Here is a 26,193-nt window from a genome sequence, read left to right on the forward strand (position 1 = left end):
CAGATGCCATGAGCAACAGTAAGCTTACGCTCCGCTCGCTCACGGCCACGGCCGTCACGCTTCCGATGAAGCGACCGCTCGGTACAAGCGCAAGAAGCATCGACGATGCGTGTCTGCTGCTCGTCGATCTCCTGACCCAGGATGGCATCGAGGGGCGCGCCTATGCGTTCTGTTACCTGCCGTCTATTGCCCGTTCACTTGTCCCGATTGTCGCCGAGCTAAGTGACGCGCTGACAGGGCTGCCGTTGGCACCGCTCGATCTCGCGCAGCGCGTTTCACGTCATTTCAGGCTTCCCGGCGTAACCGGTCCGCTGGCGATGGTTGCTTCATCGGTTGATACGGCTGCTTGGGACGCGCTCGCGAAGTCCGCCGGGCTGCCGCTTGCAACCTATCTGGGGGCTGACCTGCAACCCATCCCGGCCTACAACAGCAATGGGCTTGGACTGATGTCGCCGGAGGCCGCGGCCGATGAGGCCGAGGCCTTGCTTGAGAGCGGATTTGCTGCTGTCAAGCTGCGCCTTGGCCGAGCCGATTTTCATCAAGACCTTGCAGCCGTCAAGGCAGTGCGACGCCGCCTGCCCGATCGGGTGCGGTTGATGGTCGATTTCAATCAGGCGCTGACGTTTTCGGACGCCATGAAATATGCATTGGCGCTCGATGTCGAAGGCGTCTACTGGATTGAAGAGCCGATCCGGCATGACGACTACCGGCACATGGCGCTGATCGCGCAGGCCGCGAAGACACCCATACAGATTGGCGAGAACTTCACAGGGCTGCCGCCGATGGCTGCGGCCCTGGCGGCTGGAGCGTCGGACTACGTCATGCTTGATCTTGACCGCATCGGCGGGGTCACCGGCTGGCAGCGCGCGGCGGGGCTTGCCGCCGCCTACAATCGCGAAGTCTCGTCCCATCTTTTTCCGGAAGTGAGCGCGCATCTACTCGCTGCGACGCCAGGCCGTCATTGGCTCGAATACGTCGATTGGGCCGATTCGATTTTGCAAGAGCCAATCCAGATCAGGGACGGCATGGCCATTATTCCGTCCCGCGCCGGCAACGGCTTGTCCTGGAACACCGATGTCGTCGCAAAATATAGACTGGACTAAGCGATGGCGAACGCACAATCCCGTTCCGTACTCAAGACTTTGGCTGCACGGCAATGGCACGATTACCAGAGGCGCACGCCTGGAACCTATTTCGCCGAAGCACGGGATTCGCTGACGCTGGATGAGGCCTACGCCGTCCAGATGGAGGTTGCGCGTTTGCGCTGCGAGGCCGGCGACGCCGTCGTGGGATACAAGGTCGGCTGCATCGGATCCGGCGTGGTCGAGCAATTCGGCATGAGCGGTCCGATCCACGCACGTCTTTTCCGCAGTGAGATCAGGAATTCCGGAGAAAAACTGCAGTACAATGCGTACGCCAATCTCGCGATCGAGGGCGAGATGGCCGTTCGCATCGGCACGAACGGTGGAATCGAGGCGGCTTTCCCAGTCATTGAACTGCATCACTTCGTCTTTCGAGGTCCGCGTAAAACGCTCGCAGAGCTCGTCGCCAACAACGGGATCAACGCCGGTGCGGTGATTTCAAGTCGCCATACAACCACGGTGCTCGAGGATTGGACGGCCGCCCGCACCTTGTCTGTTGTGGTCAACGGCGTAACGATCGATGCCGGAGCGTTGTGGGCGATGAGAGGCGGCGCTGCCGAGGCGATCGAATGGCTCCGCCACGACCTCGGTCGCTTCGGCGCCTCATTGAGACCTGGGGACCTCGTGCTGGGAGGCACGCCGCTTGGACTGAATCCGGTAAAGCCTGGTGACCACGTAATCGTTTTGGTCGATGACCGCGAATACGTGGCGTGTCGGATCGCTTAATTCCGCCGTGCAGCTTCGCGCAATCGTACGGCCATGAGGCGACCGCGTGGGCTATTTGACGGATAGATTCGGCTGCGTTTCAGCTCATTGGTGTCATAACGATCCGCCGAAAGGGCGATCGCTCTCTCATCAAATCATACCAATGCAATACGTTCGGCAGGTCAGGATGATGGATGTCGAGCGCATACCAGCGATGAACTGTCGCTGCGGCCGGAATATCGCCCATGGAAAAGGCATCGCCGGCGAGGAATGTACGGTCAGAGAGCCTGGCATCGAGTATCCGCAGAGCTGACAGAGACAGACTTTCGCCTTTCGAAATGACGGCCGCATCGCGCTGCGACGGCGGCGCCCTTATCAGGGCGATGAACAAAGGGCGCAGTGCGGGCCAGAACACAGTCGCTTGCCAGTCCATCCACCGCTCTGCGTCAAATCGCGTCGCGATATCGGCCGGGCAGAGCCGGCCATCGCTATGCTTTTGCGCGAGATATCTAACGATCACGTTCGATTCCCAAAGCTGAATATCGCCATCGTCGATGGTGGGGATGAGGCGGTTCGGATTCATGGAGATATACTGCGGGGTGTCGGTCACCCCGAAGTTGTTTCCGGCATCGATCCGTTCATAATCCAGACCGAGCTCATGGCAACACCAGAGCACCTTCTGAACATTGATAGAATTAGTCCGGCCCCATATCCTGAGCATTCACAGCGCCGAATGATCGCGAACCGCCTCGCCGAGAGCTGGCTTGAGGTCAAGGAAACGCTTGTCGAGCGCCGCTGGATTCTCGCGGTTCAGGACTATCATTTTGGCGCGCGCTTCGCCGCCGCGAATGACCTCAAAGGCGTCTTCGTCAATGCCTGTAATAACGGCATCGGCAACCGCGGCGGCCGGTTCACGCGTGAAGCCCAACTCAGGCCCGGCACTTGACGAGCTCATCATGGGCGTATCCGTCGCCCCCGGATAGACTGTCATGACATGCACTCCTTCGCCGTTCAGTTCGCGGCGGAGCGATTCGCCGAACTTCGCCAGCCCACCCTTGACCCCGGCGTAGGTGGCGTAGAATGGGGCGGCAACGAGCGCGATACCCGAGGTGATGTTGACAACGAGACCATTGGTGCTTGCCCGCAATTTTGGCAACGCCGCGCGCGTCAGCAGGATCGGTGCCACGAGGTCAACCTCGACCATGGTCCGTATCTCGGCTTCGGTTGTATCCTCCAGCCGGCCGGCCCTGACTCCGCCCGCGTTGTTGACCAGGACGTCGAGACCGCCGAGTTTCTCCAGCGCAAATTTGAGCGTCGTTTCCCGACCCTTCTCCGTACTGACGTCTGCGGCAACGTAGTCAACCCGCCCACCGCCTGCGCGAAGCCGTTCGGCCGCACTGCTTAGAACGTCCGGCCGCCGGCCGGTTATGACGATCTGAGCGCCTTTGGCCAACATGGCTTCGGCAATCGCAAACCCGATGCCACTGGATCCTCCTGTGATGAGCGCCCGTTTTCCCTGAAGATTCATCTTTGAACTCGCTTGATGCTGTGAACGTTTATTGAGGCCTGAACCGAAAGATCAACTTGCCGCCTTGGCGTAATTCGACGGGAACAGCGCGCGTCGTGTCTCTTCGTCCATCTCTTTCTTGAAGGCATGGTCCTTTCCGACCGCACGAGCTTTCGCCACTGCTGGTCGCGAATCGATCGCGCGGAACCAGCGCTTCAGATTCGGAAACGCCGTCAGCGGATCGGTGTCGCCAGGCAATACGCGCGGTGCCCGATCCAGCCAGCCCCACGCCGAAATGTCGCCGATCGAATACTCTTTCCCGATGATGAACTCTCGTCCCGTGAGATGCGTGTCGAGCACTTCATAATGACGTTCGATTTCACGGCGATAGCGGTTCACCGCATAGCCAAGCTTTTCCGGAGCAGCATGCTGGAAATGAACGGCTTGTCCCGAGAATGGTCCGATGCCGGTCGCGATGAAAAACAGCCATGACAGCAATTCCGACTTATCGGCGGGTGAACCGATCAGACGTCCCGTCTTCTCGCCGAGATAAAGCAGGATGGCGCTGGAATCGAATACCCGCGCTTCCTTGCCACCCGGCCCTTCGGTATCGACGATGGCCGGGACCTTGCCGTTCGGATTGATGGCGCGAAACGCCGGCGTATGCTGTTCGCCCTTGCTGGTGTCGATCGGGATCAACTGATAGGCCAAGCCGGTCTCTTCGAGCATCAGAGCGACTTTCGCCGGATTAGGTGTGGGATGGAAATAGAAACGGATCATGCGCTTTCTCCCGCTACCTTGAGTGATACTTTCGATTGAGGCGAAGAAGCAGCCAGCATCACGCCTATGGCGATGACGCAGACGGCCGTTGCGGATGGCAATGACGGAACCTCGCCGAGAGCCGGAATCGCGAGCACCGTGGCAGCGACCGGTACCAGCGCGACGATCGCGGCTGCGGCTCTAGGTCCAAGTGATGCGATGGCGCAGTTGAAAGCGAAAATCGCGACCACGCTCATCATGAAGCCCTGATAGAGCGATTGAAACAACAGCTCTCGACCGGACGCGTAGCGGAGATTCGAGAGGCTCAACCCGATGTAGATGGGCACATAAAAGATGGTCGACCAAAAACAGATCAATGCCGCAGCCTGAAGTGGGGTCAGCCCGCTTCCGCGCAGGCGGAGCGTATAGGCGGCCCACATCGCCGCCGCGACAATGAGGGTCAGGACTCCGGCTGCATTTGGGCGACCTTCGGTCAACGCATAACCGTAAATCAGAACCGAAAGCCCGGCTGCAATCAGGATATATCCGGATATTTGCAGCCTGCGTGGCAGTTCGCCTAGCATCGCCCATCCAATCGCTCCCGCGAAAATCGGCATCAATGCCGGAGTAATCGACGACGCCAGTGTCGCAGATGTGAGCTGAAGCCCGACACCGACGAGCAGAATGAAAGGCGCGCCCCACAGAGTGGCGAGTGCTATCCCTTGAGTCCATGCGCGGATCGGCAGCCGCGACGGACCAACCAGCAGTGTCGGGGTCAGCAGAATGGCCCCTTCACCGAAGCGCAGCGCAGTGACATCCCAGACGTTGAGGGCATGCCTGAAGCCGACACGCGTGACGACGAACCAGCCGGAGAGGATAGCGACCGACAGGCCGGCCCAGGCAAATCCCGGCGCGATCGTCCTCAAACTGGATTGGCTTGATCCAAAGGCAGGCTTTGTCGTTTCGATCACAGTTGGATTCATCAGATGACGATTGGCATTTGTCGACTTGGGCAGAGACTGGAGGATCCTGCTTTTCATTTTGGATCATTCGTTCTATATTGCATCATCGGAAGGTTCTGGCAACTGCACGCTTTTGTGACTGAAGGAAGCGCGGACGTTGCAGGCCAGCATCGGAACTCACGGCCACGATGAATCGATGGGCCGGCGCACATTCGGAAGGAGCCGCAAATGATTGAACTGTACTACTGGCCGACGCCGAACGGGCACAAGATCACGATGTTTCTTGAAGAGATCGGACTCGGCTATCGGATTCATCCGGTCGATATCAGTGCCGGCGATCAGTTCAAGCCAGAGTTCCTTGCGTTCTCGCCGAACAACAGGATGCCTGCAATCATCGATTCCAGCCCTGCCGACGGGGACGAGCCGATAACCGTTTTCGAATCCGGCGCCATTCTCACCTATCTCGCAGAAAAGACCGGGGGCTTCCTACCGACCGATGTTCGCGGCCGCAAGACCGCCATGGAATGGCTGTTCTGGCAAATGGGCGGCCTCGGCCCGATGGCCGGCCAGAACCATCACTTCGGTATTTATGCGCCGGACAAGATTCCCTACGCTATCAATCGATACGTCAACGAGACGAACCGCTTGTATGGCGTGCTCGATCGAAGGCTGAACGGGCGCGAATTCATCGCGGGTTCGGATTATACAATCGCGGATATGGCGGCCTATCCCTGGGTCGTGCCATGGAAACGGCAGCAGCAGAATCTGGACGATTTCCCAAATCTCCGCCGCTGGTTTGATGCCGTTCGTGCGCGGCCGGCTACGATCCGAGCCTACGCTGTGGGCGAGCCCGATTCAAATCGGCCCGCTGTCACCGAGGAAGGCAAGAAAATTCTGTTCGGACAGACCGCGGCGACATCGGCCACGCGATAGTTTTCTTCTGCCCTCGGGCGACAGCCGAAGGCTGGGATGTCGCTGCGTCAGGTAACCCGCCGGCTCCGTCAGTTCGATGGTGCGGCGGCTACACGATAAAGACGTCCGGTTCGGTCAAAATCTTCCACGGTCCAGGCACCACCGACGCCGCCATCATCCATCGCAAAATGGCCCAAAGGTCCTGGTCCAGCACGTCGTTATCGATCGGTTCAAGTGCATCGACGACTGCGTCGATCTCGACGCCAGATGGGAAGGTTCGCCGCTGCGGCCGATGAAGACGAGCGTGTGGACAACTCCGGACGGGGCGCAAGCGAAACCGGGCTCGGCAAGCCCTTGGTGATCGAGACCGAATATGCGGCTAAAGAAATCGCGGAATTCGGGGTACCTGTGTATAACCGATGCGGTGAATGGAAAGGCGTTAAAGATCATGGCAAGGCCGCGAGAGTTTGACGAAGCAGCCGTGCTTGACGCGGCGATCCGGCAATTCTGGCTTCACGGTTATGAGGCCACCTCTGTGCGCGACCTGGCCGACGAGATGGGCATCGCCGGGGCTAGCCTGTATAATGCGTTCGGCGACAAGCGAGCCCTCTTCGAGCGCTCGCTCAATCGCTATCTCGACCAGACCTTCCGCGAGCGCATTCGCCGTCTTGAGCACAGCCTTCCCCCGCGGGATGCCATCGTCGCGTTCCTGCAGGAAATCATTAAGCGGTCCCTGAACGACAAACAGCGGCTTGGTTGCTTGCTGGTCAACTCTGCGCTCGAAATCGCGCCGCATGACGAGAAACTCCGGCAGATCGTGGCAACGTTCCTGAGCGAGGTCGAATCGTTTTTTCTTCGATGCGTCACCTCGGGCCAGCATGACGGGACCATTCCGCAGGCCCAATCGGCAGAGGACCTCGCCAGACTTCTTTCGGGTGTTTTACTTGGCATTCGCGTGCTTGCGCGTGCTCGACCTGACCGCAAGCTGCTGGAGGGTCTGGTGAGACCGGTGTTTGCGTTGCTCGACAACCCGGTTCCAACGAAACGCCCTCGCAAAGCAGGGCGAGTTGGTAGGTAGTTTGCCATTCCGGTTCATTAAGCCCTAGGTTTCCGATTAACGGCACAGTGTGATCGCCCGATCACCGATAGCAGGCTTCCAACGCCGCGGCGGCGCGATAAAGTGTCATCTCATCGAGATGACGCGCAATCAGCATCGCGCCGATCGGGCGGCCATCCGATGTCTTGCCCACGGGAACGGAAATCGCGGGATGCCCGGTCACGCAGGTCGGCGCCGTGTTGGCGACCATCTCGAACGCGCGGCCGATGATCTCTTCGCGGCTCGCGTTCGGGCCCGGCAACGGTGTTGTCGCCATCGGCGTCGTCGGCATCAGCAACAGATCGACCTCACCGAGCGCCCTGTTGTAATCCGCCGTCAACAATCGATTGAGATTCTGCGCCTTGCCGTAATAGCGCCCCCGGTTGCGCGACGACATGTAGTGACCGGTCAGGATGCCGAGCTTCAACGTCTCTGATAGCTCGTCAGCGCGATCGCGCCAGCCCGCGTGGGCATCCAGCAGGCTTTCAAGAAATACACCCTTCATATTGGTGCCGTAAGCGTTACCGCGCATCATGAGATCGGTCGCGCCTTCGAGGAAGATCGGCGTCCAGATCGCCGCGCCCGCTGCATGGAGGGGCACTGAGATGTCACAGACATGCGCGCCGGTGTGGGCCAGGCGCTCGGCCGCTTCACGCACGCGCTTGTCGACTTCGGCCTCCGCGCCCAGCAGGCCGAATCCTTCCGGCACCACCCCGATGCGCAGACCCGCGACGCCTTTCGCGAGCGCTTGCGTGTAAGGCTGCGCCGGTGCGCCGGATTGCCGTGGATCCAAGCCATCAGGGCCCGCCATGACCTCGAGCATCAGCGCGTTGTCGGCAACGGTGCGAGTGATGGGACCGGCGTGATCAACCGTCAGTTCGACGGCGAAGATGCCTGTATAGGGAACCAGCCCGTGCGTCGGCTTCAATCCGACCGCTCCGCAATAGGAGGCAGGAATCCGGATCGAGCCGCCTTGGTCGCCACCAGTCGCCATATCGACCAGATTTGCCATTACCAGAGCTGTCGAGCCTGACGATGAGCCGCCCGCGTTGTGACCCGGCACAACTGGATTCTCGACAACGCCGTTGGCTGACGTGTGACTGCCGCCGGAGGCGCAGTAGTACTCGCAGACGGATTTGCCGAGAATATCCGCGCCTTCGTCGAGCATCCGCGACACGATAGTGGCGTCGATCTCCGGCACATAGCCTTCCAGAATCGACGCGCCGTTCATCATCGGAACGCCGGCAACACAGACGTTGTCCTTGATTGCCACCCGCTTGCCGGTGAGCTTGCCGCGCGGCGCCCCTTGAATGCGGCTCTTCACCGCCCACGCGCCGTAGGGGTTGTCTTCCGGCTGCGGGCGTACTCCAGGCGTCCGCGGATACTTCACTTCGGGCAGCGGCGCGACCATGTCGTCGACGAGATCGTAGGCGTCGAGTTGACCCTGCATCAGGCCATGAAATGACACGGCATCGGCGTCACTCAGATTCAGGCCGAGTTCGCGCGCGGCCTGTTGCAATTCCCCTACGTTCGGACGACGGACCGTCATGAAGCCTCACATTGCCTTCCAATCGCCCGCTGCTTCACCAATGCCGTCTGATGCTTTTATACAGCCGCAACTCAGCCGCATAATTAGTTATACGAATGATCGATATCGGATTTTACTATTATGCAATGGCACTTGATCGAGGCCGAAGACAAGGTCATCAAGCTGATGGGATTGCGCGGTCTATCGATAGAATAATGAGGGTGGTCGCGCTAAGAATGACCGTCGGAGGAAACGGTGCAAAGAAACGAAAGCGTTCCGTCGATTCTCGAATCGGACGCGACGGGCAAGGTCGCCGAAATTTATGCCGATATTCGCAAAGTGCTCGGGACCAGCATCGTCAATCTGGTCTGGCGCAACCTGGCGACGATGCCGGATGCTCTTGAATGGACGTGGTTAACCGCAAAACCGCTTTATTTGGGGCCGGCCCCCGGGATATGCCGAGGCAGTGCGACGCGCGATCGACCTTCCCGCGGTGCCGTCCTTTTCCTCCGACACGCTCGCCGCTGCCGGATTGAGCAATGACGATGTAGCGAAGATAAGAGATATCCTGGACAGCTACCAGTATTCCAACGCGCTTGCGCTTGTCGTGCTTTCCGCACTGGTCATGCATCTTGAACCGATCCAGCAGGAAACAGTTGGTCCCTTGGACGGCGCGCCCCCCACCGCTCGCAGTGAAACTGGCGGAACTGCCGCCGATGCAATCACTGAAGCCTGAAGTGGTGCGTCTGATCGAAGAACTTAATGGTTTCGGCGAAGATACGAACAAATCATTGATCGCTAGTATGTATCGGCACCTCGATTATTGGCCGACGTACCTGTCTCTGGTAAGGACGATGCTTGTACCCTTCGAGACCAACGGCCAACTACACGCGTTGACCCGGTCAACCCGTGCTCTGGCGCGGTCACGTGGCCGCACGCTCGCTCAGCACCTCCGGCCATCCACCCCTCCAGACACACTGCAGCAGACGCTTGCCGCATGCCGCCGCTTTGTCGACCACGAGCTATTTCGCGCATGACTGGAATCTGTTCGTTGATCCGCACGGCGATGGACGGAACGCGCCCTTAAGCTCGCCGCGACCGTGGTCAGCGAAGGTAGCATTGCGGCCTACTTTCGATCTTCGTCAGTCAGGTCGAACGCGGCTGACGAACGACGGCCGGACGACCGTAGCTTGACAGCAACCAGACCGCCAAGATCACCAGTCCCATAACTAAAAAGAATTCTCGTTTATCTCCGAGAATGGTCGGCAACACCAGCGCTGCTACCACAAGAACAGGTCCTACAAGCATTTCCACCAGCGCGTGGAGCCGAATCGGAATGATCTTGACGACCCCGAGCGGCATGTTCGTAAGAACAGTCATGACAAGATGAATGGCGGCAAGCGCGTATGAGACAAATGCGGCAAAGCCCGTGAGGCCAAGAATGCTTGGCGCCAGGGCAAAGATCGCGACAGTCAAATAATCCAGTATCCCATGCACCGTATCGGAAATGACTTTCATGTTTTTTCTCCCTTTGACGAACTGTTGGAGCGTTGGGCGTGCGGGTTGGTAACGGCTGCGCTCAGCTAATCGTTGCGAGCATTGTGGAACGAGCGCTCTTGATGTCGGCATCCGATAGGCCGGACTTCGCCAAAACCAACAAGCCTTGAACATTGGCGACAAGTTGCAGGGCAACCTGATCGATCTCGCGCCTCGAACGCTTCGCGCCGGCGCTCGAGGGCAAGGAGATCGCCTTCCTGAACAATGCCCGAAGAATCTCGACACCAGTTTTTAATCTGGCGACAACCTCCTTATCGTCCGCGCCGAGTTCCAGCGCGGTATTTCCGATCAGACAGCCGCGCCAACCCGTCGCATTGGCCTCCGGGCTTTTCGCAACGTCGAGAATTCCATCGATCAGCAACGCGACGGCGTTCCGGGGATCGCTCACATCCGAGATCAAGCCTTCAAGATGAGCGCGCACCGTCTCAAAATACAAATCGAGGATCTGCAGAAATACTTCTCGTTTGGAGCCGAACGCGTTGTAAAAGCTTGCGCGCCCGACCCCCATCGAACCAAGCAATTCAGGCATGTTGGTCCCTTCGAAGCCCCGCTGCCAAAATGTCTTCAGCGCTTCCTTCAAAACATCGTCAGGATCAAACTCTTTGTTTCTCATATCTCATTCTAGACCATCTAGTCTATTTTGACAAGACTGCTCACGACACCACTTTTAAAGCCCGGAGCTTGAGTTTTTTCGGCTTTGCCGCCGGGATCGCAATCGTGGCGTCGCGATCACATCGAGTAACGTTCACGACTTCAGCTCCGGCGCTGAAATTGAATGACGCAATAGCCTTAGGCTATCGTGGTTGGTTGAGGAGCCATGTCGATGCGCGTGTCAGAATGTTTGCCCGTGAGAAGTTCGGCGGAGATGAATCAGAATTGTTGCTTGTAACACCAAAACGTTGCATAGAATCCGCTTCATCCCGGTTCAATCTTCAAGGACAAACGTGGACAAGCACGCAATCGTCGTTCGCGGAGGGCTCGTCGTCGCGCCCGCCGGAAAATGCTCTCTGCAGGATTTGCTGATCGAAGATGGAAAAATTGTCGCGATCGACGCGCCCGGTTTTAGCGTTTCCGCAGATGCGGAAGTGGTGTCGGCCGCCGATCGGTTACTGATACCGGGCCTGATCAGTTCCCATACGCATTCGCATGGCGCGCTCAACCGCGGTGCCGTTGACGACAAGGTCTCGCTTGAAATGTTCCTCACCGGCGGAGCGTCCGGCGCCGAGTCGCGTGGTGTGAAGGACAAGTACCTTAGCACGGCCCTTTCCGCAGCGGAGATGATCCGCAAGGGCTGCACTGCCTGCTACGATCTCTCTGCCGAGTTCCCGCTTCCCTCGGTCGAGGGAATTTCCGCTATGGCGCGTGCCTACCGCGACGCGGGCATGCGAGCCGTCGTGGCGCCAATGATCACCGACAAGACTATCTACGAGGCGCTGCCCGGGCTCTTGGAGGCGCTGCCCAACGACATCCGCTCAAGATATGCGAGTCTCAGTTCCGCGCCAGGAACGGCGACGATTGACGCATGCGCTCAGATTTTGACAAATTGGGATTTCGACCGGCGTTGGATCAGGCCGGCTCTCGGCCCGTCCATTCCGCTGCACTGCTCGGACGAATTCCTGACCGAATGCGCGCGTCTGGCAAGCGAATACGACGTGCCGCTCCAGACCCATCTCGCCGAGTCGCGCGCGCAAGCGTTTCTGGGACAGGCTCGATACGCCAAGAGTCTGGTGGAACATTTGGAGGACCTTGATTTTCTCTCGGAGCGCCTCAGCGTGGCCCACGCGATCTGGCTCGACGACGACGATATCGAGCGATTGGCGCAACGAGGCGTTCGTGTGGCCCATAATCCGTGCAGCAATCTGCGACTGGGATCAGGGGTGGCGCCCGTTCGCAAAATGATCGAAAACGGCATTGTTGTGGGCATTGGAACGGACGCCAGCAGCACCTCCGACGGCCAGAACATGTTCGAGGCGACGCGGCTCGCGTCATATCTTTCCCGCATTGATGGCTTCGAAACAGAAAAATGGTTGTCAGCAAGTGACGCTCTGCACCTCGCGACGGAAGGGTCAGCAAAAGTTCTTGGATTTGAGAGGATCGGCAGATTGGCGGTCGGATATGAAGCGGACATCGTGTTCTTGCGACTGGACAGTCCCCACTTCGTCCCGCTGCGCGCCCCGTTGATTCAGATGGTATTCGCAGAGACCGGCTCATCGGTCCACACCGTGATGATCGGCGGTCGCATCGTGTTTCATGACGGCAAGCTCCTGACTCTCGACGAAGGCCTGCTGCGACGAGATGCGCAGGAGGCCGCGTTGAGGCTGGATCGCGCCAACGACGTTGCGCTGGCGGGAGCAGCGTCTGTTGCAAGATTTGTAGGGATGTTCTGCGCGGCTCAGGGGTGCACGGGTCACCCTCTGCGACGGAATCTCGGCGTCGTCTGCGAATGCTAGAGGCACGGCATTTTCAAGATTTCGTGTGAAGACAGCCGTGTTGTTCGTTGCGCACCCGCAGAACGCGCCCCGATAGCCCTCTAGACACGCTAATTCAGGCAATTCGACCGAAATCTACGCTAATCGAACCCGGTGCTCTTGCTCAAGGGACATTCGCGACCGCAATCAAAGCGTAACAAAGCGGCCCGCGGTTGCGAATACGGATGAACCCAACACAGGAGGATTGCCATGCTGTCGCGTCTAATCACTTCACTCGGCCTCATCGCGGGTTTGTGTCCTGCCGCCGCCATTGCCGCAGAACGGCCTGTCGTCGTGGAGCTGTACACCTCGCAAGGATGCTCATCCTGCCCACCGGCGAACGCCTACCTAAACGAACTATCCAGGGATCGGCGAGACGTCTTGGCGCTCGCCTTCCACGTCACTTATTGGGACCGTCTGGGATGGAAGGACCCGTATTCGCTGCAAGCCGCTACGCAGCGCCAGGACCAATATGGCCACCGCTTTGGCGATGGATCTTATACGCCGGAGATCGTCGTCGATGGCGCTGCCGGGCTGGTCGGCTCGCACCGCCGCGATGTCGGATCAGCCATCGAAAAGGCGAAACGCGAAAGTCGCACCGCCGCGGCGGTTAGCGTCAGGAAGAACGGCGGGGAGCGGGTTTCCATACAGGTCGGCTCCGGCAGCGGCTCCGGCAAGATCCTTCTGATCGGCTTTGATCACGACCATACGACAGCGATTGGCCGCGGAGAGAACGGCGGTAGGACATTGGAAGAGGCGAACATCGTCAGATCGATCCGATCGGTTGGGGAATGGTCGGGAGCCGCGCTCCGGATCAACGAGCGGTTTCCCGAAGGGCAGGACGCCGCTGTTGTGCTCGAAGCGCCTGATGGCCAGATCATTGGAGCTTCCCGACTGACGGACGGCTCCACCTGATCACCTGACGTTTTCCCCATTGGTCTACGAGCCGGCTGCCTCGATCGCAAACGTGAAAATTCGAACGCGCTTGCTGGAGGCTACCGGCCGTCACTCGACGGCACCGTAGACTGACATCGATACTGTCCTGGACGCATCATGGTTCTCGCTCACCTCCGTGCTCTCGTTGTGCTGTCGGTCGGCTTATTAATGTGGACCGGCAGCGCCCGTGCAGCGGCCACCGATTGGGTGGGCGACAGTCACGCGGCGGTGCGCATAATCACCGCGACGGATAATATCGCTAGCGCTTCAACGCTCGAGGCGGGTTTGGAATTTCGCTTTGCCAAGGGATGGCACGGTTATTGGCGCACCCCGGGAGACGCGGGCGTCTCACCAATGGTCGACTGGTCCGGTTCAGAAAATATTTCGGGCGACGAAATTTCCTGGCCCGCTCCACATCGTCTCGTCATCGATGACTTGCAGAACAGCGTCTACGAGAACGACGTGGTTCTTCCGGTCAAACTATATCTGAAGCAAGCTCACACTCCTGTCCGGATCAAAGCGTCCATCACGTATGCCGCCTGTTCGGATATCTGCGTGCCGTTTCAGGCTGAACTCACTCTGCCGTTGCCGACCGGAGCCGAGGGGACTTCCATGGAGTCCGCCTTGATCAATTCGGCTCGAAAAGGAGTGCCAGGTTCAGCGGAGTCCGCAGGTATAGACGTCATCGGCACTCGCTTTGCGGGCACAGCATCAGGTCCAGCCCTCGTGGTTGACCTTCAGAGCAACGCCGGGGCTTTTGTCCGGCCTGACCTTTTTGTGGAGGGCGCCGGGAATGGAATTCCACCGGCGCCGAAGGTCGAGCTGCAGGACGCCGGTAAGACTGCCCGTCTGACCATTCGACTTCCTGCGTTGCCACCGCCTGACCGTCTTTTGACATTGACACTAATCGACGAAAACCGGACCGCCGAATTCAAGGTGCCCGCCGGCGAGGCGATCACTGAGCATAGTTCGGTATTTCTCGCCGCCCTGCTTTCAGCTTTGCTGGGAGGCCTCATCCTCAATCTTATGCCTTGCGTGCTTCCAGTGCTTTCGATCAAGCTTTTTGCATTTACTCGACAAGCGGGCGGCAGTTTGCGCGACGTTCGTCTCGGATCAGCCGCAACGGCTTCTGGCATCACGATTAGCTTCATGCTGCTGGCCGCTTCTCTGGTCGGACTAAAATGGTCCGGCGCAACGCTCGGCTGGGGCATACAGTTTCAGCAGCCTTGGTTCCTGGCGGGAATGGCGGTGCTGACGGTCTTGTTCGCGGCGAGCTTCTTTGAATGGCTTCCGATCGGCTTGCCAAGTTCCATGATGACCTTCGCGTCCAACCGCTCCCGTGGGCCCATGCTCGAGGCCTTCCTCACAGGCATGTTCGCAACTTTGCTGGCCACTCCTTGCTCCGCGCCGTTCGTCGGGACGGCCGTCGGCTTCGCATTGGCACGGGGGCCTTCCGAAATCTTTGCAATTTTCCTGTGTCTCGGCATCGGTATGGCCCTGCCCTATTGGATGGCCGCGCTGTTTCCTGGCTGCGTTCGGTGGCTTCCACGTCCGGGCCAGTGGATGCTTGTTATACGAAACTTTCTCGGCATCTTGCTGCTGGGAACTGCCGTCTGGCTGATCTTCGTGCTTTGGAGCATAACGGGTGCGTGGACGGCAGGAATCACGACCGCTCTGCTGGCCTGCTTGCTAGTTTATCGGGCCTTGATCAGTGCTCCAGTCAAAGGGCAAATTGCCGCCCGTGCGTCGCGCTGGTCGGGATTGATCACTGCCGGCCTTGCAATCGTGCCCCTCGTCGTCAGTCTGTCCGCGGTTGCCCCAGTTTCGCAGCCGGCGGCTGACCGGGAGTGGCAGGTGTTTAATTCAGCTGCACTTCCCGGCCTCATCGCCGACGGCAACACGGTACTGGTGGATGTCACTGCCACATGGTGCTTGACCTGCAAGGTCAATGACTTGAGAGTGCTGGAGAACGCGGAGGTCCGTTCGCGGCTCCATCAGTCGCACGTCATAAGAATGCGCGCCGACTGGAGTCGGCCGAATCCATACATCGCAGATTATCTGCATCGCTTCGCACGATACGGCATTCCTCTCGACGTGGTCTACGGACCTGGACGGCCACAGGGCGAAGCTCTTCCCGAGTTGCTCACCACGAATGTCCTCTTGCATGCAATAGATCGAGCTTCAGTCCGAGACTACAGCCCCAAATCTGCCGATTCCGCCCGCTATTCCGGGTCACGATGATACGCCATGTTGGTTGAATTCGCGGTCGGAGGTTTCCTCAACGGTTATTTAGGGCGTGAGGCTGAGGATTATTGAGTACTTCGATCGGTCACATTGGTCAGAAAGTTCTCAAGAGCTTTTGCTGCGTCGTCGGAGGCAGAAAGACCGTGGCGCGGGAACACATACTTCGCGCTGTATTCGCTCGTATTGTATGTGAGCCAGACCCTGTCCTGGTCGTCCTGCCAGACGAGCGCCTTCATCGGCAGGTCGATTGCCAGTGTTGCGCTCTTGGTCATCTGGAGCGTGCCCGCTTTGGGATTGCCGAATATGATCACCGTCCGCGGGCGCATATCCAGTCCGGCTTTTTTGGCAGCGGCCGTGTGATCGATCCGGCCAAAAACGACCCAGCCTTCGGCGGCCTGCGCATTGATCGCAGCCTCAAAATTATCGAGTGTTTCCTCAACGGAGTACCTGCTTGGTTTGGTGACAAGTCCATCGTCTGCGGACGCGGTAGCGGAATGCATAGCGAGGGCAATCGCCGCGACGATCGCAATCTTTGCCATCTTGAATGTCCTCTCGTGCCGCCGCCTCTCAAAGGCGAGTCGTAATGTTCGTCAACCACTGCGGAGATAATTCAACCAGTCCGGTTTCGAGGGATTTGTCGAGACCCGTCACGATCAGCAGTCCGATCACGATCAGGAATAGTCCAAGGGCCTGTTTCATTGTTTTGCTGGTAGCCGACAGACCGCCACGCCAGCGCAACAAGAGTTGACGGGACACCGACCCAAACAGCATAAGCGGTAGCCCCGCTCCAAGACCGAAAATCAGCATCGTCAACGCCACGGCACCAAGATTTTTGCCTTGCGCTGCCAAAACGGATGCTGCGCCAAGTGTCGGTCCCACACAGGGGCTCCATACCGCCCCAAGAAGGAGACCTACCCCGAACTGACCACTCAAACCCGATTTCGAAAAGCCACCGAAACGTTGATCTGCCCAGTCACTCATGGGACCACCAACAAAGGCGACGCGGAGCTGAAATGAGGGCACAAGCAGGACGGTACCAATCAAGATCATCCCGATAGCCGCAATGTTTCGAAACCAGCTATCATCATACCCTAGCGTAAAGCCGATCGTGGCAACGAACAGGCCTATCGTGATAAAGGAGAGGGTGACTCCGCTCGCAAGCGCGACGGGACCCCACCTGTGCTCCGAAGCAGCTGCGCCCAGAACGATCGGCAGCAAGGGCAGCACGCACGGCGAGAGGATCGAGAGCACGCCGGCTAGAAACGCCAGTGCCAAGCTACCAATCGACATCAGAGCATCAACTCGTCTTGTCGAGCAACGCCGCAATCGAACTCGGGTTCGTATCTCCAACGGAGCGGCCTGTCTCCACGGAGCCCTTGAACGTGATCAGTGTGCTCTGCACTCGGGCTCCGAAAGCCTTGACCGCATCTTTCTGGGAATCGAAGTCCACTCGAAAGACCGCCAGATTCTTGAATTTATCCTGGTTTTCAAGATCACTCAGGATCGGCGCTTGCGCCTTGCATGTCGGACACCACGTCGCATGAATTTCAACCAAAATGGGTTTTCCGGCAGCCTGGGCTGCTGCGAAAGACTTGGCATCGTAATTTAACTTATCTGCCGCGTGCGCTCCAAATGCGACTGCGGACATAACGACAGCGACTGATAGAACGGAAATCAGCTTCCTTGGCATTGCTAACACCTCCGGTGTGTGGGCGCCCCTTGCTCATACTATTCGAGCGATAATGCCCAAACGTTACGATAGTCAAAAAAATAATCGTGAAAGGCTGCGACCGGAGGATACTGACTTTGATGGCAGAGCGGACCAACGGCAATGAGGAGTGTGTCTTTGGAACCGATAAACAAGGGACTGAGCCGCGAGCGTTGCGAATAAGACAACCGCGCAAAGTCCGCCATATCTGGGTTGCCGGCGGGAATGAGCCGACGACAACGCAAAGACGAATTCGTAGTCTCGCGCTGGATTTCGTCCCGGCGGCCTGCGACGCTTCATGTCCGCTCTTGAGCTCGCAGCGGAAGCACTTCGGCCATCGCACGAGGTCCGAAAGGTGCCAAAGAGCGACATCGACTCGATCACGATCCGTCCGCTCGGGCGGCAGGGATCGTAAACTGAAAGAGAGCACCCTGCGGTTCGCACGGGATCGCCCACAGCCGTCCGCCGTGGGCTTCGATGATCGAGCGGCAGATAGATAGGCCCATGCCCATGCCCTCGGGCTTGGTCGTGTAGAATGGCTCGAACAGACGCGAGAGGCTCTCCGGGCTCAGCCCCGGGCCGGTGTCCCGCACCCCGACGCGCACGCCACCTTCGGACGGGACGGCATCGATGCTGATTTGTAATTCGCGCGCGCCTCCCCCACTACCACTCATGGCCTGAATGGCGTTAACGATTAAGTTCAGCATCACTTGTTGCAGTTGGACCCGATCGCCTTGGACACGTGGCAACTGAGGCGCCAGTCGCGTGCTTACTGTGACGCCGGTTTTGACAGCTTCGCTGTAGGTCAGGGCTATCACCTCTACGATCGCCTCGTTGAGGTCCACGACCTCCGCCCGCGGCGCGTTCTGCTTTGTGAGATCACGCAAGCCACCAATGATGTGGGTGGCCCGGTCGGCGTGTTTGATGATGCGCTCGACAGAGCTTCTTGCTTCGTCGAGGTCCGGCGGCTGTCTCGCGAGCCACCGCAAGGCGCCACCTCCATCGATCACCACAGCGGCGAGCGGCTGCTTGAGTTCATGCGCGATAGAGGCTGTGAGTTGCCCGATTGTGGCGATGCGGTTCGCGTGCGCCAGCGCCATCTGCGCCTCGCGATATTGCCGCTCGCGGCGGGTGCTCTCTAAGGCAATGGTCGTCTGCGCAGCGAAGTCCGTAACCAAGTTAATCTGTCTGTCCGTGAACGGCTGCACCTGCTCGCGGTTGATCCCGAGCGCCCCAATTAGCTCGTCGTCCTTGAGCAACGGCACAAACAGGCACGTCCGAACGTCCGCCAATTCGACCAGAGCCACGACTAGAGGGTCGCGCCGAAGATAAGCCTCATGGGCTGCCAAGTCAGCAATGTGGACCGGCGACCCGCTTTCGATGAGTTGCGCGAGGGGATCCCCCCCTTCGTGTATTGGATGTACGAGCCCTAACGGCCACCGCTCGGCATAAACTGGATTCGGTGGACCTCTTCGCGCAACGATCCGAAAGTCTTTTTCCTCGAAGAGGAGCAAACCGCCTAACGTGGCTTGGCAGAGGCGGGTGGCATTGATGAGGATCGTGTCGAAGATTGGCTGCAAGTCGTGGGGCGAGTTCGCAACGGCGCGCAGCACCTCCGAGATTGCCGCCTGTTGTTCAACGAGTTCGGTTACTTGCCTTTGCAGCTTGGAGCGGAACCGAACGAGGTGCCGCATGGCTCTTCCTCCCAGCAGGTCTTTCTCGTTCATGCGCAGCCGTTCGTCGGCTCTGCATAGAGAACAGCATCTTAACGGATCAGCCGCTATTCGCGATAGCTCCCATGGCGGTTTCAGCCAGAAGAATGGGACCGAATGTCCGAGGTCCGCTGTGGGTCCAGGCTGTGTGAAAATCCGGTCGATGCTATGATTCTCTTGCTGAATCGGCGGGGGAAGCGATGCAGGGTTTCGTTCAAGGGGCGGATCGCCAGCAGACGACGCTGTTGCCGGAATGCCTCGATGATTTTGTCGACGGGGGCAACGGCAAATGGCCTGCTGGTGCACGCTGATGGTGCTCACGGGAAGCAAACAGTGGCTGCCGATCTGGTTGTGCACGCGGCGGGTCGCGAGCCTGACCTGGATGTATTAGACTTAACGGCGGCTCAAGTTAGGGTTAGCAAGAACCGTCTCGAACTGAACGAATATCTCCAGAGCGTATCCAATCCACTAGTCTACGCTGCCGGCGATGCTGCGAGTGTGGGACCGCCCCTGACGCCTGTTTCAAGCCATGACGGTAAGGTCGTCGCTACCAACATTCTGGAGGGCAACTCTCGTAAGCCAGATTTTCGAGGGGTGCCGAGCGTGGGGCCTCCGTGGAGGTTGACGGAGAGACAGGCCCGGACGCAAGGTTTGAAGTTCAAAGTGAAGTCGGAGAACACGCCCAATTGGTATACGGCCCGCCGTCTCGCGGAAGGAGTGTACGGTTACAAAACGCTGGTCGAGGAGGGAACGGGTCGGATTCTTGGAGCGCACATCGTCGGTCCCCACGCCGACGAGGTGATCAATCTGTTTGGACTCGCCATCCGGCACAATCTGACCGCGAGGGATTTGCAGACGACCATGTTTGCTTACCCAACCGGTGCGTCTGACATCGGATCTATGGTCTAGTCGCTCGGCCGGCCGGCATCCAGAATATCGAGCACCGGGCAGTCGGGGGTAGCGCCGTCGGAGCATTGCGCGGCGGTTTCCGCCAGGATGGACTCAAGCTTCATGAGATCAGCGAGTTTGTTCCGAACGTTCGCCAGATGTGAACTCGCGATCCTGTGCACTTCAGCACATGGGGCGCGCCCTGGCCCTCCCAGGGCCATCAAGGCGCGAATTTCCTCAAGGGTGAACCCAAGATCGCGGGAACGCCGGATGAAAGCCAATGTGCGTTTTTCGGCCGGACCGTAGACCCGTCGACCGCTCGCCGTTCGGGGCGGCGCCGGCAGCATTTTGATCCGCTCATAATAGCGGATGGTCTCGATGTTTACGCCGCTGAGCTTGGATAGCTCACCGATCGAGATGTTCTCGGCTCCCGAAGACGTGATGGTCCGCATGAAATAGTCCTTGATCCTGTAGTCGCTACAGGATGCAAGGTTTAACCTATGATAATCAAGCGAGCTGATCACATTGCCGACAATCGGCGGCAGACCCTCATGGCGGCAGGCGGCCTTCTTGGGGCCCTCGCGGCTTCGTCGTGTTGCATCTTGCCCCTCGCCCTGTTCGGTCTTGGGGTGAGCGGAGCATGGATCGGGAACTTCACTCGGCTTGCCTCCTATCAGCCGTACTTCCTCACCGCGACGCTCGCGTTCCTCGGGTACGGCTATTGGCTGATCTACAGATCCTCAACGCGCGCCTGCGCCGATGGCGAGGCCTGCGCGCGCCCGTTGCCAAATCGCCTCGTCAAAACGGGCCTCATCCTCGCAACCATTCTCGTCGTCGCCGCGGTCGCCGTCGACTTCATCGCGCCACTCTTTTTCAACTCGTAACCGGAGACTTCCCAATGAACAAGATCCTCGCCCTTGCGGCCTTTGCCGTCACCATCATCGCCTCGCCAGCGGCGATGGCCGCCGATAAAACGATCACCTTGGCCGTGAACAATATGGATTGCGCGGCCTGCCCCTCCATCGTCAAAGGTAGCCTGGAAGCCGTGCCCGGCGTTGCCAAGGTTGCGGTGTCCTTCAAGGACAAGACAGCAACGATCATCTATGACGACGCCAAAGCCGATGTGAACCAACTGACATCGGCAACCACCAAAGCGGGCTATCCGTCCGCACCCAAGAGTTAATCCGATGCTTCTTCAATCGACCATCACTTGTCCGCACTGCGCCGTCGCGAAAACGGAGATCATGCCGACCGATGCCTGTCAGTTCTTCTATGAATGCACCGGCTGCGGTACAAAGCTAAAGCCCAAGTCGGGCGATTGTTGCGTGTTCTGCTCCTACGGCTCGGTGCGGTGTCCGCCGATTCAGGCGGTCCGCGCCGGCGAACCGGGTGCCACCGCCTGCTGTGCGTAAAAGGCGATGACCAACGCGCCGATCCAAACCTCGCGTGACTGGCTTGGCAGCGCGCACACCAGCTTGCTGGCGTGGTGGATGCCTAAAGCAGCCATTCTTGCCGGTTTGTTTGTCCCTGTATCTTTTCGCGCCGTGATCTGGATCATCGCCCTCATCTGGATGGGCACTGCGTGCATGCTGAATGCGGGGCGGTGTAATCGCACGCACTGCCGCTACACAGGACCTTACTATCTTGCGATGATCGTGCCAGTGATGGCGCTCGGTGCGGGGCTCATCACCGTTGGCATAGTTGGATGGGTTTGGTTGGGCGTGATCATACTCGGCGGAAGCGGGTTCATATGGTGGGCCACAGAGCGAAAATGGGGGAAATTCTCCTAGTGTGAGAGCCGGACGCAGCTCACTGCGCGAGGTCCGTTAATGTGGGTCAAACCCAGAAAAGCTCAATGCGAAGCGCGGTAGGGACGGTCATTGCTGACCGCCCCCCGCCCAAATCCGTGCAGGCGGAATTCCCGCACACGGCTCCTACCTTGGGTGTATGACGGCGAAACGCTGGTCAGGATACGGGTGAAGGATACGCGGTTGAGGGAGCCAGTCGGCGGCGAGCCCGTGCATTCGCTGCCACGAGAAGCGTCGGTGTAAGGGTTGTCTTTCGGAAAAGGGATCGACGATGGCGAACGTATTTCTGTTTCAGCGCCTCGATCTGCGCGGTTTCGGCAGCCCCGACGCCCTGACTTGCCAGCAGGCTCACGAGCAAAATCAGGGCGACATTTCGAACCCTCAGGCGAATTTGTAACAACCGATCCATATCTCTCACCGCGATTTCTTTCCATCGCGAGCGACTACTGAGTATGCGAGTAAATAGTCTGATAATTTTAACTCGATCGATCTAATACAATAAAAAAATGGATCGCTATTGCAAATGATTCGCCGCAAGCGACCGTTCGTGGCATGCGCGCCGATCACCAATTTTGATTAGCGCGCCTACGTTGCCGCCAAGCATGCCTATCGTTTCTCAGATCTTGTCGCGATAGAGTGCCGCCAGCGATTTCAGGGCGCGATGCAGCGCCACGCGAACGGCTCCCTCGGACATGCCGAGGCGCTTCGCTGTTTGCGCTACACTCTCGCCCTGGACTGAAACGGACATCACAATGGATCGCTGGACATCTTTCAGGCTTGCGAGCATCCGCCGAACGCTATGACTTTCCGAATCCGCCTCCGGGTCGGTTGAAGCCAGCGTCTCGATAACGCTCTCGATGGGAATATCGATTCTCCGCCCGCGGCTGCGGAAGGCATCGATCACCTTGTTCCGAACGATCGCCGCCAGCCAGGGTCCGATCGGACGCGATTGATCCCAAGTGCCGCGTTTGAGGTGCATCGCCAATAGGACATTCTGGACGATGTCCTCAACTTCGGATCGCGAAATTCCGAGCTGCGAACAACGCTTCGCCGCGGTTCCCCGAAGGAATGGCGTGACCGATTCGAGAAATTGCCGGTAAGCGGAAGCGTCCCCGCCAATCGCCGCGCGCATCCATGCCGCCCATCGCTCCTCGCGCGAACCAGATTCCACGCGTGTTTCTTTCCGGCGGTGCATCTCCTTCTTCAGTATGTGCGCGCGTCGATCAGTCAAGTCCTGGCATGAGGTTACCGATCGAAGAAACCGCCGATGCGTCCAAAACTTCCAAATCAAACTCCCTTGATCATATCCAAATTCCGTCCTGTCGGGAACTGCCGTCGGCCAGCCTGCACAATTTAGACCGTACGCTCTAGAAAGCAAGATCGCGCGGCCAACAGCGGAAGTTCCTCGTAACCGTCTCGCGGACGCACGAGGTTCCCTTGCGAATTGGCGGCGCCTTACTGTTGCTCGGCGTAACACTTCGGGCTCAGAAAACGAAAGGGGATAATAGGGTACTGCAGAACTCCAACCTGCATCTCGCAGGTTGCAAGCGGCAGAGATTGAAGAACTGATGTGAAGACGGCGCGGTACTTGAGCCGCCATTTGCGGATGAAGGCCTTGTGGCGGGCCTCGATCTCTTCGCAGGTTGTCGCGTAGATCATGTCGCTGTAGTCGGCGGTGATCTCCTCATGCAGGGGCTCGGGGGCGTGCGCCAGCAATTCCTGTGCTTGTGCACCGTGCAGCGCTGGACCGGCACGCCGTCCCACACGGCGGCGATGGCCTTATCGAGGCCCGGCGCCCCGTCGACGATGAGGAACTGGGGCTGCGGCAGCCCGCGCCGGACGAGATCGTCGAGCACACTGCGCCAGGTCTCGGAGCTCTCGCCGCCCATACTCTTGATCGCCAGCAGCACTTTCTGCCCATCCGCGCGCACGCCGATGACGACCAACAGCGAGACGGAGGTGGCCTTGCGGTCGAGCCGGACGCGAACGACGGTGCCGTCGCGGATCAGGCGCACGATCCGCTCCTCCGCGAGCGAGTCACGCGCTTCACGCAGATCACCACCGAAATAGTCGGGCCAGGATCGAACGGCCGAAAAGTGTCACGATACCGCACCCGACTGAGTACCAGACCGCGATGTAGAGCGCATCATCGGATGGACACGCGAAAACAAAGACGAAAGCTCCCCACGCTGCAGATCCAAGCGCCGCGGCCAGCGAAGTTCCGAACCGATCCGTCGGAGCGCCCCGTCGAATGAGAACTCCAAGCGCAACGACGGAGGGCACGGAAAGCACCACCATTTTCCACGTGCACTGAATACCCATTTCCCAATCGAGTCGCTTCAACAACTCACCGAAGCCGTCATGGATCGAATCGACAAGCCACCCCGTGGCGAAGACGGCTGCGATACACATCGCTAGCCATCGCAGACCTGCGCGTGGAGATCGGGTGGGGTAGGCCGACAACAGGGCGACGGTCGCGCTTGAAACAGCAACTACCCCCATGCTCGCCATCTTCCACCAGAACGATGGCATGTGCATCGCGTGATGCATGTCAGGCCGCATCAGCCCAGCCCCAAAAAAAGCAGCAAGCTCAACAACGGCCACGACGCACAGAACGATGGCATCGCGGAGTGCGCTTCGGGGCCGCACAGGCTTCAGATCACGAGACAGTGCCTCGACGAGTGCTTCAGTTCGCATCGTTGTTCCCTGGGGCCGTAGCGACAAGTCGCCGAAGGCCGCGCCGGATATTGACCTTGACCAACAGTTCTGACCGGTCGGTCGCTCTTGCAGCGCTTTCGACGCCAATAACCCTGGATGGAGACCAACCTCGCCGTTTGAAGAACACCAAACCGGCCATAGCTACTTCACCACGGCCGGGAAGCCCAATAGAATCCAGGTACCCAACCATGTCCGTCCTCAATCCCCTAGATCGAGCAGCCGGATGCTCCAGCGCACGACCGCGCTGAAACTGTCCGGCTTCTTGAGGTAATTCGTCGGCACAGGCCGCTTTGTTACAGACGGCGGCATCGGCTTGGGTCGAAATCGACCTCGAGCGGAGACCAAAGCCACGACACGCCTCTTCTCGCCGTATAGGGCCTCGGCGCGACTGCACGGCAGCCATCGTCAGCGCCGCCAAATGTATGTCGATTTCGCTTCAGTTTGCCGCCGGAGCCCGTTGCGACGGCATCACGTCATCACGGCCGTCGCCGCACCAACGAGCAGAACGAGACCCAGGAGAGGAAACCAGCCTGGTGCAGCCGAGATATAGCCGAATAGCAGTCTCACGCCCCGGCGACAGAGCCGCCGGAAGTTTCCACCGGCCCAAAGACCTCCATCGGACAGTCGCTGCAGCTACGGTCGTCGCAAAAGCGACATGTCGTAAGTACGGTGAGCGCGTCGCTCGGCAGCGTAGCGGCAATTGTCTCGGCGATGCGTTCAAGCGCTGGCAAATCTTCTGGCGCCAAGTTCGCGGCGGCCGTGACCCGCAAACGGGGGCACGTCAATGACGAAGCGCTGGAGAACGTCCGGGCAGCCGGCTACAGCGATGCAGAACTCGTCGAGATCGTGCTGCACGTCGCCCTGAACACGTTGACGAACTACGTCAACGAAGTCGCCAAGACTGATGTCGACTTCCCGGTGGTTCACGCTCGCCAGGCCGCCTGATCCGTTCACCGATCCGTGAGCGGCACACGGTGTAACGAAAAGCTGCAATCAACCGAAGAATCGTCGTGCCGCCAAATCGGCGCGCAAAAACCAACATGGAGTATGCTTGATGTCCGCAAAGTCCGCTATCAGCTCACTGATCCTCGCCGGCGCTGTTTCCAGCGCACTCGCCACGATCGCCGTCGCCGCACCGCTGACCAAGGCCGAAGAGCAGGCTGCCCTCGCCGCCCACAAGGTGAAATGCTACGGCATCACCCTGAAGGGTCAGAATGATTGTGCCGCCGGCCCCGGCACCACCTGCCAGGGCACCTCCACGGCGGATTTCCAGGGCAACGCCTGGAAATTGGTCCAGGGCGGGACCTGCGAGTCGATCGTCCTCCCGAACGGCAAGCATGGCTCGCTGAACCCGATCTGATCCCCACACTGCTGCATTGCCTTGCGAGAGTCCGATGAAGCGCCCTGATGCGTAGCCTATTGTGTCGGCAATACGGCGCATATCACCCACGTTTGGCTTGGTATCCTGCGCTTTATTGAGCGCGTAAAATTGTTACCCAACAGGTCAGGAACTCACCCGCGCTGTGGCCGACAGGTGACAACA

General features: G+C 59.0%; 31 protein-coding genes and 1 pseudogene. 17 read left to right on the forward strand and 15 right to left on the reverse strand.

Annotated features, from left to right (window positions below; translation table 11 throughout):
• The first annotated feature begins 8 nt into the window (after positions 1–8).
• Together NL528_RS29320 and NL528_RS29325 are read left to right on the forward strand one after the other, a co-directional pair.
• The gene (locus NL528_RS29320; RefSeq protein WP_309177859.1) at positions 9–1,103 is read left to right on the forward strand and encodes an enolase C-terminal domain-like protein; all 1,095 of its coding nucleotides are present in this window, start codon (positions 9–11) and stop codon (positions 1,101–1,103) included.
• A gap of 3 nt (positions 1,104–1,106) precedes the next feature.
• Complete coding sequence (locus NL528_RS29325; protein WP_309177860.1) at positions 1,107–1,868, forward strand: fumarylacetoacetate hydrolase family protein; 762 nt, start codon at positions 1,107–1,109, stop codon at positions 1,866–1,868.
• 79 nt (positions 1,869–1,947) lie between these two features.
• Here NL528_RS29325 and NL528_RS29330 read toward each other — a convergent pair whose 3' ends face one another.
• Genes NL528_RS29330 through NL528_RS29345 form a run of 4 tightly spaced genes read right to left on the reverse strand, consistent with a single transcriptional unit; the run spans position 1,948 to position 5,084 of the window.
• Positions 1,948–2,568, reverse strand: a complete 621-nt coding sequence (locus tag NL528_RS29330; protein WP_309177861.1) for a glutathione S-transferase N-terminal domain-containing protein — start codon at positions 2,566–2,568, stop codon at positions 1,948–1,950.
• Complete coding sequence (locus NL528_RS29335; RefSeq protein ID WP_309177862.1) at positions 2,569–3,375, reverse strand: SDR family oxidoreductase; 807 nt, start codon at positions 3,373–3,375, stop codon at positions 2,569–2,571.
• Positions 3,376–3,426: 51 nt separating this feature from the next.
• Positions 3,427–4,134, reverse strand: coding sequence for a glutathione S-transferase C-terminal domain-containing protein (locus tag NL528_RS29340; protein ID WP_309177863.1), 708 nt, complete (start codon positions 4,132–4,134; stop codon positions 3,427–3,429).
• Complete coding sequence (locus NL528_RS29345; protein WP_309177864.1) at positions 4,131–5,084, reverse strand: DMT family transporter; 954 nt, start codon at positions 5,082–5,084, stop codon at positions 4,131–4,133. Before NL528_RS29345 ends, NL528_RS29340 begins: the two co-directional genes overlap by 4 nt.
• Before the next feature lie 219 nt (positions 5,085–5,303).
• Between NL528_RS29345 and NL528_RS29350 the strand changes: the two genes are divergently transcribed.
• From NL528_RS29350 to NL528_RS29360, 3 genes are all read left to right on the forward strand, one after another.
• Complete coding sequence (locus NL528_RS29350) at positions 5,304–6,008, forward strand: glutathione binding-like protein (RefSeq protein ID WP_309177865.1); 705 nt, start codon at positions 5,304–5,306, stop codon at positions 6,006–6,008.
• Positions 6,009–6,254: 246 nt separating this feature from the next.
• The gene (locus tag NL528_RS29355) at positions 6,255–6,458 is read left to right on the forward strand and encodes a hypothetical protein (RefSeq protein WP_309177866.1); all 204 of its coding nucleotides are present in this window, start codon (positions 6,255–6,257) and stop codon (positions 6,456–6,458) included.
• A gap of 10 nt (positions 6,459–6,468) precedes the next feature.
• Positions 6,469–7,065, forward strand: coding sequence for a TetR/AcrR family transcriptional regulator (locus NL528_RS29360; protein WP_309177867.1), 597 nt, complete (start codon positions 6,469–6,471; stop codon positions 7,063–7,065).
• A 61-nt stretch (positions 7,066–7,126) separates the two neighbouring features.
• On the opposite strand, the gene NL528_RS29365 is transcribed toward NL528_RS29360, so the two are convergent.
• Entirely contained in the window at positions 7,127–8,632 is a 1,506-nt protein-coding gene (locus tag NL528_RS29365; protein ID WP_309177868.1) for an amidase, read from the reverse strand.
• A gap of 445 nt (positions 8,633–9,077) precedes the next feature.
• Between NL528_RS29365 and NL528_RS29370 the strand changes: the two genes are divergently transcribed.
• A complete protein-coding gene (locus tag NL528_RS29370) occupies positions 9,078–9,347 on the forward strand; it encodes a hypothetical protein (protein WP_309177869.1) in 270 nt (89 codons plus the stop codon).
• 410 nt (positions 9,348–9,757) lie between these two features.
• On the opposite strand, the gene NL528_RS29375 is transcribed toward NL528_RS29370, so the two are convergent.
• Positions 9,758–10,129 carry a hypothetical protein gene (locus tag NL528_RS29375; RefSeq protein ID WP_309177870.1) on the reverse strand — a complete coding sequence of 124 codons (372 nt, stop codon included), beginning with the start codon at positions 10,127–10,129 and terminating at the stop codon, positions 9,758–9,760.
• A 61-nt stretch (positions 10,130–10,190) separates the two neighbouring features.
• Positions 10,191–10,748 (reverse strand): TetR/AcrR family transcriptional regulator, encoded by a 558-nt coding sequence (locus tag NL528_RS29380; protein ID WP_309177871.1) that lies wholly within the window; start codon positions 10,746–10,748, stop codon positions 10,191–10,193.
• A 364-nt stretch (positions 10,749–11,112) separates the two neighbouring features.
• Here NL528_RS29380 and NL528_RS29385 point away from each other — a divergent pair, with 364 nt between their 5' ends.
• The 3 genes from NL528_RS29385 to NL528_RS29395 all read left to right on the forward strand — a co-directional run bounded on the left by NL528_RS29385 (position 11,113) and on the right by NL528_RS29395 (position 15,813).
• Positions 11,113–12,618, forward strand: coding sequence for an amidohydrolase (locus tag NL528_RS29385; RefSeq protein WP_309177872.1), 1,506 nt, complete (start codon positions 11,113–11,115; stop codon positions 12,616–12,618).
• A 228-nt stretch (positions 12,619–12,846) separates the two neighbouring features.
• Positions 12,847–13,551 (forward strand): DUF1223 domain-containing protein, encoded by a 705-nt coding sequence (locus NL528_RS29390; RefSeq protein WP_309177873.1) that lies wholly within the window; start codon positions 12,847–12,849, stop codon positions 13,549–13,551.
• 138 nt (positions 13,552–13,689) lie between these two features.
• Positions 13,690–15,813 carry a protein-disulfide reductase DsbD domain-containing protein gene (locus tag NL528_RS29395; protein ID WP_309177874.1) on the forward strand — a complete coding sequence of 708 codons (2,124 nt, stop codon included), beginning with the start codon at positions 13,690–13,692 and terminating at the stop codon, positions 15,811–15,813.
• A gap of 68 nt (positions 15,814–15,881) precedes the next feature.
• Here NL528_RS29395 and NL528_RS29400 read toward each other — a convergent pair whose 3' ends face one another.
• The 4 genes from NL528_RS29400 to NL528_RS29415 all read right to left on the reverse strand — a co-directional run bounded on the left by NL528_RS29400 (position 15,882) and on the right by NL528_RS29415 (position 19,251).
• Positions 15,882–16,355, reverse strand: coding sequence for a DUF302 domain-containing protein (locus NL528_RS29400; RefSeq protein ID WP_309177875.1), 474 nt, complete (start codon positions 16,353–16,355; stop codon positions 15,882–15,884).
• 28 nt (positions 16,356–16,383) lie between these two features.
• On the reverse strand, positions 16,384–17,106 hold the full coding sequence (locus tag NL528_RS29405) for a cytochrome c biogenesis CcdA family protein (protein ID WP_309177876.1): 723 nt from the start codon (positions 17,104–17,106) through the stop codon (positions 16,384–16,386).
• Positions 17,107–17,113: 7 nt separating this feature from the next.
• Positions 17,114–17,506 carry a thioredoxin family protein gene (locus NL528_RS29410; protein ID WP_375143903.1) on the reverse strand — a complete coding sequence of 131 codons (393 nt, stop codon included), beginning with the start codon at positions 17,504–17,506 and terminating at the stop codon, positions 17,114–17,116.
• 398 nt (positions 17,507–17,904) lie between these two features.
• Complete coding sequence (locus NL528_RS29415) at positions 17,905–19,251, reverse strand: ATP-binding protein (protein WP_309177877.1); 1,347 nt, start codon at positions 19,249–19,251, stop codon at positions 17,905–17,907.
• Between the two features lie 246 nt (positions 19,252–19,497).
• On the opposite strand from NL528_RS29415, the gene NL528_RS29420 reads away from it, so the two are divergent.
• Positions 19,498–20,145: an FAD-dependent oxidoreductase gene (locus NL528_RS29420; protein WP_309177878.1), complete on the forward strand. Its 648-nt coding sequence runs from the start codon at positions 19,498–19,500 to the stop codon at positions 20,143–20,145.
• Here the strand turns inward: NL528_RS29420 and NL528_RS29425 are convergent.
• The gene (locus tag NL528_RS29425) at positions 20,142–20,576 is read right to left on the reverse strand and encodes a helix-turn-helix domain-containing protein (protein WP_309177879.1); all 435 of its coding nucleotides are present in this window, start codon (positions 20,574–20,576) and stop codon (positions 20,142–20,144) included. The genes NL528_RS29420 and NL528_RS29425 overlap by 4 nt on opposite strands.
• A gap of 99 nt (positions 20,577–20,675) precedes the next feature.
• On the opposite strand from NL528_RS29425, the gene NL528_RS29430 reads away from it, so the two are divergent.
• From NL528_RS29430 to NL528_RS29450, 5 genes are all read left to right on the forward strand, one after another.
• Complete coding sequence (locus tag NL528_RS29430) at positions 20,676–21,008, forward strand: mercuric transporter MerT family protein (RefSeq protein WP_309177880.1); 333 nt, start codon at positions 20,676–20,678, stop codon at positions 21,006–21,008.
• Between the two features lie 14 nt (positions 21,009–21,022).
• A complete protein-coding gene (gene merP / locus NL528_RS29435; RefSeq protein WP_309177881.1) occupies positions 21,023–21,307 on the forward strand; it encodes a mercury resistance system periplasmic binding protein MerP in 285 nt (94 codons plus the stop codon).
• 4 nt (positions 21,308–21,311) lie between these two features.
• Entirely contained in the window at positions 21,312–21,536 is a 225-nt protein-coding gene (locus tag NL528_RS29440) for a GDCCVxC domain-containing (seleno)protein (RefSeq protein ID WP_309177882.1), read from the forward strand.
• Between the two features lie 6 nt (positions 21,537–21,542).
• Entirely contained in the window at positions 21,543–21,914 is a 372-nt protein-coding gene (locus NL528_RS29445; protein ID WP_309177883.1) for a hypothetical protein, read from the forward strand.
• A gap of 289 nt (positions 21,915–22,203) precedes the next feature.
• Entirely contained in the window at positions 22,204–22,329 is a 126-nt protein-coding gene (locus NL528_RS29450; protein ID WP_309177884.1) for a hypothetical protein, read from the forward strand.
• Positions 22,330–22,548: 219 nt separating this feature from the next.
• Here NL528_RS29450 and NL528_RS29455 read toward each other — a convergent pair whose 3' ends face one another.
• From NL528_RS29455 to NL528_RS29465, 3 genes and pseudogenes are all read right to left on the reverse strand, one after another.
• A complete protein-coding gene (locus tag NL528_RS29455) occupies positions 22,549–23,103 on the reverse strand; it encodes a sigma-70 family RNA polymerase sigma factor (protein ID WP_309177885.1) in 555 nt (184 codons plus the stop codon).
• 392 nt (positions 23,104–23,495) lie between these two features.
• A pseudogene (locus tag NL528_RS29460) lies at positions 23,496–23,968 on the reverse strand (transposase); the annotation flags it as partial.
• Between the two features lie 19 nt (positions 23,969–23,987).
• Complete coding sequence (locus NL528_RS29465; protein ID WP_309177886.1) at positions 23,988–24,629, reverse strand: DUF1109 domain-containing protein; 642 nt, start codon at positions 24,627–24,629, stop codon at positions 23,988–23,990.
• Between the two features lie 690 nt (positions 24,630–25,319).
• Between NL528_RS29465 and NL528_RS29470 the strand changes: the two genes are divergently transcribed.
• The gene (locus tag NL528_RS29470; protein WP_309177887.1) at positions 25,320–25,595 is read left to right on the forward strand and encodes a hypothetical protein; all 276 of its coding nucleotides are present in this window, start codon (positions 25,320–25,322) and stop codon (positions 25,593–25,595) included.
• Positions 25,596–25,704: 109 nt separating this feature from the next.
• The gene (locus NL528_RS29475) at positions 25,705–26,010 is read left to right on the forward strand and encodes a DUF2282 domain-containing protein (protein WP_309177888.1); all 306 of its coding nucleotides are present in this window, start codon (positions 25,705–25,707) and stop codon (positions 26,008–26,010) included.
• Positions 26,011–26,193 lie beyond the last annotated feature (183 nt).

Source organism: Bradyrhizobium sp. Ash2021 (assembly GCF_031202265.1).
In the GTDB taxonomy this organism is placed as follows: Bacteria; Pseudomonadota; Alphaproteobacteria; order Rhizobiales; family Xanthobacteraceae; genus Bradyrhizobium.

What these genes read in the sequence shown, in the direction of transcription:
- NL528_RS29340 (WP_309177863.1), bottom strand. Translation starts at nt 4,134, where the DNA reads ATGATCCGTTTCTATTTCCATCCCACACCTAATCCGGCGAAAGTCGCT.
- NL528_RS29320 (WP_309177859.1), top strand. Translation starts at nt 9, where the DNA reads ATGAGCAACAGTAAGCTTACGCTCCGCTCGCTCACGGCCACGGCCGTC.
- NL528_RS29420 (WP_309177878.1), top strand. Translation starts at nt 19,498, where the DNA reads ATGATTTTGTCGACGGGGGCAACGGCAAATGGCCTGCTGGTGCACGCT.
- NL528_RS29475 (WP_309177888.1), top strand. Translation starts at nt 25,705, where the DNA reads ATGTCCGCAAAGTCCGCTATCAGCTCACTGATCCTCGCCGGCGCTGTT.
- NL528_RS29355 (WP_309177866.1), top strand. Translation starts at nt 6,255, where the DNA reads ATGGGAAGGTTCGCCGCTGCGGCCGATGAAGACGAGCGTGTGGACAAC.
- NL528_RS29400 (WP_309177875.1), bottom strand. Translation starts at nt 16,355, where the DNA reads ATGGCAAAGATTGCGATCGTCGCGGCGATTGCCCTCGCTATGCATTCC.
- NL528_RS29410 (WP_375143903.1), bottom strand. Translation starts at nt 17,506, where the DNA reads ATGCCAAGGAAGCTGATTTCCGTTCTATCAGTCGCTGTCGTTATGTCC.
- NL528_RS29395 (WP_309177874.1), top strand. Translation starts at nt 13,690, where the DNA reads ATGGTTCTCGCTCACCTCCGTGCTCTCGTTGTGCTGTCGGTCGGCTTA.
- NL528_RS29335 (WP_309177862.1), bottom strand. Translation starts at nt 3,375, where the DNA reads ATGAATCTTCAGGGAAAACGGGCGCTCATCACAGGAGGATCCAGTGGC.
- NL528_RS29440 (WP_309177882.1), top strand. Translation starts at nt 21,312, where the DNA reads ATGCTTCTTCAATCGACCATCACTTGTCCGCACTGCGCCGTCGCGAAA.
- NL528_RS29415 (WP_309177877.1), bottom strand. Translation starts at nt 19,251, where the DNA reads ATGAACGAGAAAGACCTGCTGGGAGGAAGAGCCATGCGGCACCTCGTT.
- NL528_RS29325 (WP_309177860.1), top strand. Translation starts at nt 1,107, where the DNA reads ATGGCGAACGCACAATCCCGTTCCGTACTCAAGACTTTGGCTGCACGG.
- NL528_RS29350 (WP_309177865.1), top strand. Translation starts at nt 5,304, where the DNA reads ATGATTGAACTGTACTACTGGCCGACGCCGAACGGGCACAAGATCACG.
- NL528_RS29450 (WP_309177884.1), top strand. Translation starts at nt 22,204, where the DNA reads ATGGCGAACGTATTTCTGTTTCAGCGCCTCGATCTGCGCGGTTTCGGC.
- NL528_RS29465 (WP_309177886.1), bottom strand. Translation starts at nt 24,629, where the DNA reads ATGCGAACTGAAGCACTCGTCGAGGCACTGTCTCGTGATCTGAAGCCT.
- NL528_RS29390 (WP_309177873.1), top strand. Translation starts at nt 12,847, where the DNA reads ATGCTGTCGCGTCTAATCACTTCACTCGGCCTCATCGCGGGTTTGTGT.
- NL528_RS29445 (WP_309177883.1), top strand. Translation starts at nt 21,543, where the DNA reads ATGACCAACGCGCCGATCCAAACCTCGCGTGACTGGCTTGGCAGCGCG.
- NL528_RS29405 (WP_309177876.1), bottom strand. Translation starts at nt 17,106, where the DNA reads ATGTCGATTGGTAGCTTGGCACTGGCGTTTCTAGCCGGCGTGCTCTCG.
- merP (WP_309177881.1), top strand. Translation starts at nt 21,023, where the DNA reads ATGAACAAGATCCTCGCCCTTGCGGCCTTTGCCGTCACCATCATCGCC.
- NL528_RS29330 (WP_309177861.1), bottom strand. Translation starts at nt 2,568, where the DNA reads ATGCTCAGGATATGGGGCCGGACTAATTCTATCAATGTTCAGAAGGTG.
- NL528_RS29365 (WP_309177868.1), bottom strand. Translation starts at nt 8,632, where the DNA reads ATGACGGTCCGTCGTCCGAACGTAGGGGAATTGCAACAGGCCGCGCGC.
- NL528_RS29375 (WP_309177870.1), bottom strand. Translation starts at nt 10,129, where the DNA reads ATGAAAGTCATTTCCGATACGGTGCATGGGATACTGGATTATTTGACT.
- NL528_RS29425 (WP_309177879.1), bottom strand. Translation starts at nt 20,576, where the DNA reads ATGCGGACCATCACGTCTTCGGGAGCCGAGAACATCTCGATCGGTGAG.
- NL528_RS29430 (WP_309177880.1), top strand. Translation starts at nt 20,676, where the DNA reads ATGGCGGCAGGCGGCCTTCTTGGGGCCCTCGCGGCTTCGTCGTGTTGC.